At 73.0% G+C, this 12,229-nt stretch carries 7 protein-coding genes; 3 read left to right on the top strand and 4 right to left on the bottom strand.

The genetic code is table 11. The annotated features are described in order from the left end of the window. Nucleotides 1–396 precede the first annotated feature (396 nt). A complete protein-coding gene (locus tag ACIQM3_RS27055) occupies nucleotides 397–954 on the bottom strand; it encodes a MarR family winged helix-turn-helix transcriptional regulator (protein ID WP_099173040.1) in 558 nt (185 codons plus the stop codon). 138 nt (nucleotides 955–1,092) lie between these two features. Here ACIQM3_RS27055 and ACIQM3_RS27050 point away from each other — a divergent pair, with 138 nt between their 5' ends. After that, nucleotides 1,093–2,391, top strand: a complete 1,299-nt coding sequence (locus ACIQM3_RS27050; protein WP_401628410.1) for an MFS transporter — start codon at nucleotides 1,093–1,095, stop codon at nucleotides 2,389–2,391. A gap of 7 nt (nucleotides 2,392–2,398) precedes the next feature. On the opposite strand, the gene ACIQM3_RS27045 is transcribed toward ACIQM3_RS27050, so the two are convergent. Together ACIQM3_RS27045 and ACIQM3_RS27040 are read right to left on the bottom strand one after the other, a co-directional pair. Then, entirely contained in the window at nucleotides 2,399–4,069 is a 1,671-nt protein-coding gene (locus ACIQM3_RS27045) for a SpoIIE family protein phosphatase (RefSeq protein ID WP_401628352.1), read from the bottom strand. 334 nt (nucleotides 4,070–4,403) lie between these two features. After that, nucleotides 4,404–5,792 (bottom strand): NAD(P)/FAD-dependent oxidoreductase, encoded by a 1,389-nt coding sequence (locus tag ACIQM3_RS27040; protein WP_393766195.1) that lies wholly within the window; start codon nucleotides 5,790–5,792, stop codon nucleotides 4,404–4,406. 384 nt (nucleotides 5,793–6,176) lie between these two features. On the opposite strand from ACIQM3_RS27040, the gene ACIQM3_RS27035 reads away from it, so the two are divergent. Beyond that, nucleotides 6,177–6,986: a TetR/AcrR family transcriptional regulator gene (locus ACIQM3_RS27035; RefSeq protein WP_401628350.1), complete on the top strand. Its 810-nt coding sequence runs from the start codon at nucleotides 6,177–6,179 to the stop codon at nucleotides 6,984–6,986. Nucleotides 6,987–7,333: 347 nt separating this feature from the next. Beyond that, on the top strand, nucleotides 7,334–9,253 hold the full coding sequence (locus ACIQM3_RS27030; RefSeq protein WP_401628347.1) for a sigma-70 family RNA polymerase sigma factor: 1,920 nt from the start codon (nucleotides 7,334–7,336) through the stop codon (nucleotides 9,251–9,253). Between the two features lie 294 nt (nucleotides 9,254–9,547). Here the strand turns inward: ACIQM3_RS27030 and ACIQM3_RS27025 are convergent, their stop codons facing one another. Continuing rightward, a complete protein-coding gene (locus ACIQM3_RS27025; RefSeq protein ID WP_401628345.1) occupies nucleotides 9,548–11,659 on the bottom strand; it encodes an asparagine synthase-related protein in 2,112 nt (703 codons plus the stop codon). Nucleotides 11,660–12,229 lie beyond the last annotated feature (570 nt).

Raw genomic sequence — 12,229 nt, 5'->3', positions numbered from 1 at the left:
ACTCTATCAGACTCTTTCGTGTCCGATTCCCGGCCGAAGCGGGTTCCTGCTCAATCGCTTTCCAGTTCTTCGCTTTCGCGTTTCCCTTTCCGGCGAGTCCGACTCTATCAGATCCTTTCGGGCCTGATTCCCAGTCAGCGGGGTTTGTCTTCCCGGCCCTTGGGCCGTTCCGACGCTCAAACTCTAGCGGATTCTCCCGGCGACTCATAATCGAGCCTTCGAATAGAATTTCGGCATGCCGAAATTCTCCCCGGTGGGGGATCGTGCTGAGTTTGGTTGCCGCATTCGCGGCGGGATCGGCTGCCGCTGAACCGTACGGGCTCCGTGACAACTCGAAGAACCTTACGGACGCGAGGGAGGCGTGTCAAGCCCCCCTCTCCGTCCCGCCGCTGACCGTCAGTCCAGGTCGGTGAGCCGGCCGCCGGCGTCCGGCTGTTCGTGTTCGACGCGGCGCAGGAGTCGGATCAGGATCTCGCCCAGCGCTCCGCGCTCGTCGCCCGACAGGTCCTGGAGAAGGTCCTCCTCGAAGGTGGTGGCCATCCGCATCGCCTCGAGCCACTTCGTACGACCCTCGTCGGTGAGCTCCACGATGACGCGCACCCGGTTGTTCTCGTCCCGGTCCCGCGTGACCAGGCCTTCGCCGGCCATGCGGTCGATGCGATGGGTCATCGCGGCGGGGGTGAGCCCGAGCCGCTTCGCGAGCTCACCCGGGCCCAGCCGGTACGGGGTGCCGGAGAGGACCAGGGTCTTGAGGACCTCCCACTCGGCGTTGCTGATGCCGAGAGCGGCGACCTGTCTGCCGTAGGCGACGTTCATCCGGCGGTTCAGCCTGCCCAGCGCGGAGACGATCTGCTCGACCTGTGGGTCGAGGTCCCGGAACTCGCGCTGGTAGGCGGCGATCTGCTCGTCGAGGCTCGGCTCCTGGAGCTCGGGCTGCTCGGTGGTGTCAGACATGGCGGGCAGTATCGCACGCTCTTCATCGCCTTCGAAGTCCTTCGAGGTGAAGAGTTCAGCATCTAACTTTAGTGTTAAAGTCTACGAGTCCGTGTTCTGGAAAGTCGTGTCTTGAGGTAGGTGAGTGTGACCAGGGAGATGGGTGCAGCGCTGCGTCGGATCCAGGTGGGGAGCGCGCTGAGCGCGTTCGGCCTCGGGTTCACCGTCCCGTATCTGTACGTCTACGTGGCGCAGGTGCGGGATCTCGGTGCCGGTACGGCAGGTGTCGTGCTGGCCGTCTTCGCCATGGCGGCGCTGGCCGTACTGCCGTTCACCGGGCGGGCCATCGACCGGCGCGGCCCCCTGCCGGTGCTGATCGTCGCCGCCGTCGCGGCCGCCGTGGGCGCCTGCGCTCTGGGCGTCTCGAACGGCGTGACCTCCACCGTGCTCTCCGCCGCGGTCCTCGGCGCCGGCACCGCGGTCATGCAGCCGGCCCTCGCGACGATGCTGGTGTGGTGCTCGAGCTCCTCGACCCGCACCCGTGCCTTCGCGATGCAGTTCTTCCTGCAGAACCTCGGCCTCGGCATCGGTGGCCTGGTGGGCGGGCAGCTCGTGGATGTCGACCGCCCGTCGAGCTTCACCCTGCTGTTCCTCATCGAGGCCGCGATGTTCCTGGTGCTCGGCGTCGTCGCGGCCACGGTCCGCATGCCGCGTTCCCCCTCTCTCGCGGAGGCGGTGCCCGCCGACGGCTCGGCGCCCAAGGCGGGACTGCGGGTGCTGCTCTCGCACAGGGCCATGGTGCAGCTGTGCGTGCTGGGCTTCGTGATCTTCTTCGCCTGCTACGGACAGTTCGAGTCCGGCCTCGCCGCCTACGGCACCGAGGCCGCCGGGATCGACCCGTCCACCCTGGGTATCGCACTGGCCGCCAACACCGCGGTCATCGTCGTCGCGCAGTTCGTCGTGCTCCGGCTCGTGGAACGGCGGCGACGCAGCAGGGTCATCGCGTGGGTCGGTCTGATCTGGGCCTTCGCCTGGATCGTGGCGGGGTACGCGGGTCTCGGGCACGGCAGCCAGACCATGGCGACGGCCGCGATGATCTCGACGTACGCCCTCTTCGGGCTGGGTGAGTCGATGCTGTCGCCGACGGTGGCTCCGCTCGTCGCGGATCTGGCGCCGGAGGCCATGGTCGGCCAGTACAACTCGGCTTTCGCCCTGGTGAAGCAGTTGGCCCTGGCCGTCGGGCCCGCCGTGGGCGGTCCCATGGGGGCGGCGCTGCCCGGGCCGTACATCGTGACCTTCGTGCTGTTCTCACTGGGCATCACCGTGCTGGCGCTCAAGCTGGGCCGTCAGCTCACTCCCGCACAGGACAAGCCGTCGCTCGCGGCGGTGCCGTCCAGGGTGGTCGCCGTGTCGCTGCCGGAGAGCGAGCCGGTCACCGCGCCCACCGTCGCGCGCTGAGACGGGGTCAGTCCGGGAGCGCGAATTCGCACCAGACGGCCTTGCCGCCGCCGGGGGTGCGGCGACTGCCCCAGGACGTGGCGATCGTCGCCACGATGGAGATGCCGCGTCCCGCCTCGTCGGCGGGTTCGGCGCGGCGGCGGCGTGGCAGGTGGTCGTCCCCGTCCGTCACCTCGATGATCAGGCGACGGTCGGTCCGGCGCAGGCCGAGGCGCATGGGCGGGGTGCCGTGCTGGAGGGAGTTCGCCACGAGCTCGCTCGCGGCGAGGACCCCCAGATCGCAGAGCTCCACGGGAAAGCGCCAGGACGCCAGGACCCCCGTGGCGAAGGCGCGGGCCCTGGGAGCGGCCTCGATGCCACCGAGCAGTTCGAGCGAGGCGTTGTGGAAGAGCTCCGCGCTCGCCCCCGTACGAGCGGGGTGCTGGACCACGAGGACGGCCACGTCGTCGTCGTGCTCCGCGGTGACGCCGAGGGAACGGATGAGCCGGTCGCAGACCACCTGGGGCGATCCCTTGGCACCCGACAGGGCGCGCTCCAGGGCGGCCACGCCCTCGTCGATGTCCTCGCTACGGCGTTCGACCAGACCGTCCGTGTAGAGCACCGCCGTCGAGCCGGGCGGCAGGGGGATCGTCCCCGAGGTGTGGACCCAGCCGCCCGTGCCGAGCGGCGGTCCGGTCGGTTCCTCGGCGCGGTGGACCGTGCCGTCCTCGTCGCACACGAGGATCGGCAGGTGGCCGGCGGAGGCGTGGACGAGGTGTCCCTCGTTGGGGTCGTGGACGGCGTAGGCGCAGGTGGCGATCTGGCTGGCGTCGATCTCGGAGGCGAGCACGTCGAGGAGCTGGAGCACCTCGTGCGGCGGTAGGTCGAGTCGCGCGTAGGCGCGGACGGCCGTGCGCAGCTGGCCCATGACGGCGGCGGCCCGCACACCGCGCCCCATCACGTCGCCGATGACGAGCGCGGTCCGGCCGGCGCCCAGGGTGATGACGTCGTACCAGTCGCCGCCGACCGCCGCGTCCGTGCCGCCCGGCTGATAGGTGGCGGCGATGCGCAGATCGTCCGGCTGTTCGAGGTCCTGCGGGAGCAGGGATCGCTGGAGGGTGACGGCGGTTTCACGGTGGCGGCGCTCGCTGGCGCGGAGTCTCTCCGCCGCCTCGGCGTGGTCGGTGACATCGGTGGCGTAGACGAGGACGCCCGCCTCCCCGTCAGGGCCGTCCGGGTCACCCATGGCCACGGGGGTGCAGGTCACCGTGTACGAGCTGCCCGCCAGGACCTTGCGGGACTTGACCGTACGCGGAGTGCCGCTGCGCAGGACCTGGTCCATGAGGGGCAGCAGGCTGAGCTCGGCCAGCTCCGGCATGGCCTCTGCGGCGGGTGCGCCGCAGGGACGTGGGCCGAAGGCCGAGGTGTAGGCAGGGTTGACGTAGGTGATGCGGTGCTCGGGGCCGTGGAGCAGCGCGACGGGGGCCGGGAGCCTGCCGAGGAGCTCGCGTGCCGGCAGGGCTTCCAGGGCGGGACCTGTGGCGGAGCCGGGGGTTTCCGAGATGTCGTCCGGTGGAGTGACCGCGGTCTTCGGCCGTACGGACTCGGCGCGGGCGGCGGGGACGGAACTGTGGTCGTCCCGCGCGGCGGCTCGACGCTGCGTTCCGGGAAGGCGGGCGCTCCAGCGCGTGAAGTTCACGGAATTTCTGGCCTCGTGTGTCGGTCTGGTCCGCTCGGGCGAGCTGCTTCTTCTGCTGGTCCTGTGGCCGGTGGTCCCCTGGCGGCTCACATGCCGGGTCGGGGCGCCGGGGCCCGGCTTCCGGGAACGCGCGGCCGGGCCTCTTCGTGCTGGTGGTCTTTCGCTGCCGGTCACTGTAGGTGACTGCCTGCCGGGTAACTCTGTGCAGGTGTGAGCCCACCTATGGTCACACGCCCAGTGTGACCGACCGTACTGACAGTTGCCGTACGGCAGTCGGTCCATCCGCTGAATTACGGCCCCTCCCGGGGCGTTCCGGCGTGCGGGGAACCGCGGATCAGCCGGACGTGTCCGGTGGCCTGCCGTTCTTCGGCGGGGTGTCTCCGGGAGGTCCCGGGTGCGCGTGTCCCCGGGCCGCGAGGGCGAACTCCGCGCGCGGGTGTTCGAGCGAGCCGAGGGAGACGATCTCTCGTTTGAAGAGCCCGGCCAGGGTCCACTCGGCAAGGACACGCGCCTTCCGGTTGAACGTGGGCACGCGACTGAGGTGGTAGACGCGGTGCATCAGCCAGGCCGGATAGCCCTTGAGCTTGCGCCCGTAGACGTGGGCGACACCTTTGTGCAGGCCGAGCGAGGCGACGGACCCCGCGTAGGAGTGCCGATAGTCCTCGGCCGGCCGCCCGGCGAGCGTGGCCACGATGTTGTCCGCGAGGACCTTGGCCTGGCGCACCGCGTGCTGGGCGTTCGGCGCGGTGTCCGTGCCGGGCTCGGACGAGGTGAGGTCCGGGACGGCTGCCGCGTCACCGGCGGCCCAGGCGTGCTCGGCGCCGTCGACCGAGAGCGTGGTGGTGCAGCGGATCCGGCCGCGCTCCGTGAGCGGGAGGTCGGTGGCGGCGAGGATCGGCGCGGGTTTGACGCCCGCGGTCCACACCAGGGTGCGGGTGGGGAAGCGTGAGCCGTCGCTGAGGACGGCGACCCGGCCTTCGCAGCTGTCCAGACGGGTGTCGAGCCGTACGTCGATGTTGCGGCCGCGCAGCTCCCTGACGGCGTACTTGCCCATCGCCTCGCCGACCTCGGGCAGGATCCGCCCGGTCGCCTCGACCAGGATCCACCGCAGGTCCGAGGGTTTGATGTTGTGGTAGTACCGCGAGGTGTAACGGGCCATGTCCTCGAGCTCCGCGAGCGCCTCCACGCCGGCGTACCCGCCGCCGACGAAGACGAAGGTGAGCGCCGCGTCGCGGATGGCGGGGTCCCTGGTGGCGGAGGCGATGTCCATCTGCTCGATGACGTGGTTCCGGAGCCCGATGGCCTCCTCGACGGTCTTGAAGCCGATGCCGAAGTCGGCGAGGCCGGGGACCGGAAGAGTGCGTGACACCGATCCGGGCGCGAGGACGATCTCGTCGTACGGGATCTCGAGGGCGCCGGTGCCGTCCTCGCCGGTGGCGAGCGTCGTGACCGTCACGGTGCGCTTGGCGTGGTCGACGCGTTCCGCCTCGCCGATGACGATCGTGCAGTTCTTCAGGACCCGGCGCAGGGGCACGACGACATGGCGCGGCGAGATGGAACCCGCGGCGGCCTCCGGCAGGAAGGGCTGATACGTCATGTAGGGCTCGGGCGTGACCACCACGATCTCGGCCTCGCCGCTTTTCAGTCTCTGCCGCAGCTTCCGCTGGAGACGCAGCGCTGTGTACATCCCGACGTAGCCGCCGCCGACGACGAGAATGCGCACACTTGGCCGGGTGCCGGGGGGTGCCCCCCGGGAATCTGGTGCCATCACCTTCCCATGACGCAACGGAGTCCGGTGTTTGTCCACAGGCCCGGCAAATTGTGTGACCGGCGCTCTTCGATCACCGGGCGGCCCCCGGTCCCTGCCCGTTTCCGGAGTTGCGCAGGTCAGGTACGGCGGCCGGGCCGGTCCGCAGGGGTCGAATCAGGGTCCAACCGGTCCTTGCTCCGATCGGGGGGCGCTCCGTGCGGAACTACCCCCTTCTGAATTGACCCGGGCTCAACTATGTTCGTACCCCGTCGGGGTGTCGGATTCGGACACAGGTCCACACGCCGGCTGATACGGCGGGGAAGTCTCCGGGGGGAGACGTCATAACCGGGGGAAGTTATGCACATTCAGGATTTGCATGGGCCGAGCGCTGTCACCTCTTCCAGTGAGGACCACGGGCGGCTGAGCCCCGTGGGAGCGCTCGGTACGGTCGCGGGGGCAGGAGCGACGGGCGGCACGGCCCGTTCCGCGCCGCTCCGCGTGGACGCACAGCGCAATCTCGAACACGTCCTGCGCGCCGCGCGTGAGGTGTTCGGCGAGCTGGGTTACGGCGCACCGATGGAGGACGTGGCGCGCCGCGCCCGGGTGGGCGTCGGTACGGTCTACCGGCGTTTCCCGAGCAAGGACGTCCTGGTGCGCCGGATAGCCGAGGAGGAGACGGCGCGGCTGACCGATCAGGCGCGCTCGGCCCTCGGCCACGAGGACGAGCCGTGGTCGGCGCTCTCCCGCTTCCTGCGCACCTCGGTGGCGTCGGGCGCGGGGCGGCTGCTGCCGCCGCAGGTGCTGCGCGTCGGGACGGAACACGACGAGGCCGCGATACCCGGCCCCGGCGCGGCCGACAGCGAGACGCGCGTCCCGCATCAGCGGCAGGGAGCGGCACAGCCCGGCTTCCAGGCGGTAGGCGGACACTCCGCCGGCGAGGAGGGGCTCGACGACGATCCCGGGGCGGCCGAGCTGCTCGAGGTCGTGGGCAGGCTGGTGGACCGGGCCCGTGAGTCGGGTGCGCTGCGGGGCGATGTGACGGTGGGCGATGTGCTGCTCGTCATCGCCACAGCGGCTCCGGCTCTGCCGGACCCCGCTCACCAGGCCGCCGCTTCGGCCAGGCTGCTGGACATCCTGCTGGAGGGGCTCCGCTCCCGCCCGGCGTAGACGCCCGGGCGCGCGGGTGCGCCCCCCGCGCCTACGGGGGTGCCCAGCGCGGCCCCCGCGTAGGCGCGGCCGCGCGTAGGCGCACCGTGCGTAGGCGCACCGTGCGTAGGCGCACCGTGCGGCCACTCCGGCAGGCGCGGCAGACCGTGAGGCGCGCTCCCCGTGGGCCGACACCTGGGCGGCCGGGGGGCGTTGCTCCTTCCCCGTCGGGGCCATGTCACCCCCTGGGAATGGGGAAGACACCCCGGACGAGTGGTTGCTCCCGTTCCGGGGTTCGTCGCCGTGCGGCTCTGTGGCACTGTTGCCCCGGTATTCGGGTCCGCAGGTGTATTACGGGGGCTTCCGCGATGAGCGGTGAAGCGCAGCAGGAAGAACCGTCCGACGGTATCGCCGCCGCGAACAAGGAGGGCGGCACGGTGTTGCCCGGTCCGTGGCCGCCGGCGTCCGCCGACGGCGGGGCGCCGTCGGAGCCCGCCGCGGAGACCGATGCCGCGTACGCGGTCCCTCTGCAGCGCGAGGGACGCGCCGGGTCGGCCGATCTCGGCCCCTCCGACGCGCAGTTGATCCAGGGCATGCGTGCCGGCGACGACCAGGCGTACGAGGAGCTCTTCCGGCGCCACTCCGGCGCGGTGCGCCGCTACGCCCGTACGTGCTGCCGGGACGCGCACACCGCCGACGACCTGACGGCCGAGGTGTTCGCCCGGACACTGCAGGCGGTGCGCGGCGGGAAGGGGCCGGAGGAAGCCGTCCGCGCCTACCTCATGACGGCGGTCCGCCATGCCGCCGCCGCGTGGACCAAGAGCGCGAAGCGCGAGCATCTCGTCGACGACTTCGCGGTGTTCGCCGCGCAGGCCACCCGCTCCGCCGAGCTGTCGGAGGCCGACACCCTCGATCTCGGCGCCGATGTGCTGGCCATGCACGAGGCGGACCGGTCGATGGCCATGCAGGCGTTCCGCAGCCTGCCGGAGCGCTGGCAGGCCGTGTTGTGGCACACCACCGTGGAGGAGGAGTCGCCGAGCGAGGTCGCCCCTCTCTTCGGCCTGACGGCCAATGCCACCGCGGTGCTGGCCGTCCGGGCCCGTGAAGGGCTCAAGCAGGCCTATCTGCAGGCCCATGTGAGCCAGTCGCTGACAGCCGGCGGCGACTGCGCCCGGTACGCCGACAGGCTCGGCGCCCATGCCCGGGGCGGCCTCCGGACCCGGGCGGAGCGCGGGCTGCGCAAGCATCTGGACGAGTGCGCGAAGTGCCGGATCGCCGCCGGTGAGCTGGACCGTGTGAACGCCGGCATCCCGGCGTTGCTTCCCGTCGCCGTCATCGGCTGGTTCGCCGCGGGCTATTCGCTCAAGGCGGCCGGCATCGTGGCGGGCGGCGCGGCGGGGGCGGCCGGTGCAGGAGCCGCCGCCGCTGCCACGGGTGGTGCGTCCGCCGGGGGAGGCACGGCGGGCGGGGCCGCCGCCTCGGAAGGGATCGGCGCTCCGCTGAAGGCGGGTATCGCGGCCGCGGTGGCCGCCGTGGCCGCCGCCGGTCTCGTATGGGCCCTGGTCGGCGAGGACCGGCCCGCGCCGGAGGAGAAGCCGGTGGCCAGGCCGCCGGTCGCGGCGCCCGCCGCCCCCACTCCCCCGCCGGAGCCGACACCGAGCCCGCAGCCGCCGGCCCCGCCCGCCGCACCGGCGCCGGAGGCACCGCCCGCCGCGGAGCCCACCCCGACGCCGACTCCCACGCAGACACCGGCACCGGCGCCTCCCCCTGCGAAGAAGCCGACGCCGGCCCCCACGCCCACCCCGACCCCGTCCCCCTCCGCCCCGAAGGAACCGCCGCCGCCCGCGCCGGAGGTCTACCAGGTCAACGAGCTGGCGTACTCCCTCACCGGCGATCACACGGGTCCCGAGATCCTGCTCGGCCGGAGCAGCGGGGTGTTCTGGCAGCGCAACGGGCTGTCGATCGCCTCCACGACGTACGCCCACGGGGTGACCGCCCCCTCCACCTCCTCGGTCGCCGTCCAGCTCAACCGGGCGTGCACCCGCTACGAGGCGATGGTCGGGGTCGACGACCTGACCCTGGGGCTCGGCGCCGTGCGTTTCTCCGTGCGTGCCGACGACGGGACGCAGCTGTGGCGGTCCCCTGTGCTGCGGGGCGGTGAGCCTGCCGTACCGGTGAGCGTCGGCATCGCGGGCCGGGGGGCCATCCGGCTCGTCGTGGAGCCCTCGGGGCCGCTCGGCGGGGTCGCGCTGGCCGACTGGGCGCAGTCGCGGATCAGCTGCGGCTGAGCCCCTCGGTGGCCCCGGTCAGGCCTCGTCGGGTGTCGGTCGGAGCCCCAGGGCGCACTCCTCCTCGTACCGCCCGGGGCCGAGTTCCTCGCGCAGCCGCTCCACCGCCGCGGCCACCTCGCGCTCCTCCACCGCCGAGCGGGGGCCGTTCGCCCGCCAGGTGGGCGGTGAAGGCGCACGCGCATCCGGAGGTCACGGCCAGGCGCAGCGCCTCGGTCACGCCGCGCACGTCGCGCGCCTCGGTGACGCCCAGGATCAGATACCGCACCGGGCCACTGTGTCCGGTGGGCGCCCCTAGGGCTGCAATGTGCGGCGGGCCGGGACGACGCCGCCCGCAACCGCTCGCTGCCTCGGGGCCGCCGTGCCGGTCCAGCAGGTGCCCCGGCGGGTGACCAGGCGGCGGAGCCAGAGTTCCGTGGACGCCAGCTCGGCCAGGCCGTCCAGAGGGAGCGGCTCGCCCTCCGAGGCAGCGCGCAGTGCCTTGCGTACGACGCGTGCCTCGATCAGGCCGGCGTCGGCCAGCAGCGGGGCGTCGAAGAGGGCGATCAGATCCGGAAGGGCGGCACGCAGGCCGATGCGTCCGGCGGCGTTCGAGGTGGTCTGTGACGGCGTGCCCCAGCCGGGCGGCAGGTCGTGGATACCGGCGCCCGCGAGGACCCGGCGCAGGATCGCGGCGCGGGCGCCCGGTTGGACCCGCAGCGATTCCGGGAGGGCGCGGGCGGCCCGTACGACCTGGTTGTCGAGGTAGGGGGCGTGCAGCCGCTGGCTGCGGATCTCCGCGGCCTGTTCCAGGATCCGCTGGTCGGCTGCGTGCCGGGCCAGTGCCGCGCGGGCCCTGGCCTCCCCCGGGCGCTGGACCGAGGCGGGCCGGATGGCCGCCTCCTGGAGGCGAACCGATACTTCCGCGAGCGCCTCCCCGGTGAGCCAGCGCGCCGCCGGTCCCGGCCGGGACCAGGCGAGGGAGGCGAGCGAGGCGTCGGCCGGGGTGTCGAGGTCGGGGGCGTCACGATTGGCGTCGGGCAGCAGGGACGCCGCCGTCTCGAGCCCGGTGCGGTACGACGTGCGGGCCAGCCTGCGGGCGGCCCGGTAGACGGCCAGCGGCACGAACAGGGAGTGCGCGGAGGGCCCTTCGGCCCTGGCGAGCGCGGCGACGGGCCGCAGGAGGTGGCGTCTGCGCCGGTCCATGAGGAGGTCGGCGAGCCGCGCCGGGTGGGCGTCCAGGACCTGACGGGCGCCGTGGCCGACGAAGTGGTCCGCGCTGCCCGCGGCCAGCCGGCGGCGGTGGCGTTCGGCGACGACGAGGGAGGGGGCGGGCTCGTCGGTGAGCGGGCCGCTCTCCAGGGACGCGTAAGGCAAAGCCTCCTCGCCCGCCGCCACGACCACATGGTGCAGGCGGGGGTTGGCCGCGATGACCCTCGCGCGCTCCAGTTCGTCCTCACGGCCCTGCGTGGACAGGTCGTTGAAGGTGACAGCGAGGAGCCGTTCGCCCGCCCCCGTGCCATGACCCAGCACGGTGCCCGGCAGCCCGGGCAGCCCCGCGGCCAGCAGGGCGAGCGTGGCGGAGGCGCTGCCCCCGGAGAGGTCCGCGCCGATGCCGGGCACGGGTGCCCCACGGGCCGCGCGGCGTTCGGCGGGCCCCATGCCGGGAACAGGCCCGGGGTCGGGCGGCATGGTCTCCGGAGCGTGGCGGGGGGCGGTGAGCCGTGCCCGTACGGCGTCGACGAGCGCGTCCCGCACGCCTTCGACGGCGCTCACCGGGTCGGTCTGCGCAGCCGCCACGGCCAGCGACGCCACCGCCTCGTACCCGGTGATCTCCCGCGAGCCCTCGCGAAGGATCAGCGCGTGCCCGGGCGGGATCCGCTTCACTCCCGCGTACGGTGTGCCGTCGCCCAGCGCCTCCGGCGTCTCGGGGCAGGCCAGCAGCGCGGCGAGGTGGCCGATGTCCAGCTGCGCCTCGATGAGGTCGGCGAGTGGGAGGGCGGCGGTGGCGTAGGCGGTGCCGTTGGCCCAGGGTGTGTGGAAGACGGGGCGGGCTCCGGCGAGGTCTCCGGCGACGGTGATGCGGCGGCCGATCTGCACGACGGCCGTGTAACTGCCGGACCAGGCGGTGAGATGGCGCAGCGCCCCGCCACGGGCGGCCAGCAGCCCGACGCGGAGTTGTTCGTCGGTGGCACCGCAGCAGCCGAGGACGGCGAGGCGGGTGGTGGGCGCCCCCTCGGGGGTCGCGACCGTGATGATGCGAATCTCGTCAGGGCGCCAGTCCCCCACGGCCCAGAGCGGGTCCGGGTCCCCCCACAGGAGTTGGGAACCCACCGGCTGGACGGTGCGCCCATCCCCGTGGTGGCCGACCGCGCCCACGGTGCCGAAGCTCGCGGCGATACTGCTCCACCCCACCAACCAACGCATCGCCGCCTCCACAGGCTGTGGACGAACCGGCGTACCAGGACACGGGAACGCCGTCGCGGGACATGCTGCCACGACAACGGCGCCCTGGAGGGGGTACGGGCGGCGCACACCGGATGCGCATGCGCCCCTGGCAAGAGCCTGGCCACGGCTCCGCCCGGCCCTCCACAACGGAAGTGGGTCTTCCGGGAGTTGCGGGGCCCGGCCCTGGCGCCGCCGCTGCCTCGCCCGGGGCGCGGAACAGACGCAATCCGGCCATAGTCGGGCGGCTTCGCCACGCCCCGCCCGACCGGCGCTATTCGGCCATTCTCGGATAGCGACGGAACCGGGTGTTTCGCTCAGGACGGCGTACCGAGGGCGCACGCCACGCGACCCTCCCGGGGCCGCGCGCGGGTCCCCCCGGGGGACCACGACTCCGCCCCGGATCGCCGTCCGAGGTGCGGCGACGTGGGGGGCCCCCCCCCCCCCCCCCGGGCCCGCCCCCCCCCCCCCCGCCCCCCACCCCCCCCCCCCCGGGGCCACAGCCGGGGGGGTTGGTGAACAACCCGCACCGGTTGCCCCCCCCCGGGCTTT

Source organism: Streptomyces sp. NPDC091271 (genome assembly GCF_044757505.1).
In the GTDB taxonomy this organism is placed as follows: domain Bacteria; phylum Actinomycetota; class Actinomycetes; order Streptomycetales; family Streptomycetaceae; genus Streptomyces.
This window is presented reverse-complemented; position numbering and strand designations above follow the sequence as displayed.

Excerpts from the sequence above, each read along its gene's own strand:
- ACIQM3_RS27055 (WP_099173040.1), bottom strand. The coding sequence starts at position 954 with ATGTCTGACACCACCGAGCAGCCCGAGCTCCAGGAGCCGAGCCTCGAC.
- ACIQM3_RS27050 (WP_401628410.1), top strand. The coding sequence starts at position 1,093 with ATGGGTGCAGCGCTGCGTCGGATCCAGGTGGGGAGCGCGCTGAGCGCG.
- ACIQM3_RS27035 (WP_401628350.1), top strand. The coding sequence starts at position 6,177 with ATGCACATTCAGGATTTGCATGGGCCGAGCGCTGTCACCTCTTCCAGT.
- ACIQM3_RS27030 (WP_401628347.1), top strand. The coding sequence starts at position 7,334 with ATGAGCGGTGAAGCGCAGCAGGAAGAACCGTCCGACGGTATCGCCGCC.
- ACIQM3_RS27025 (WP_401628345.1), bottom strand. The coding sequence starts at position 11,659 with ATGCGTTGGTTGGTGGGGTGGAGCAGTATCGCCGCGAGCTTCGGCACC.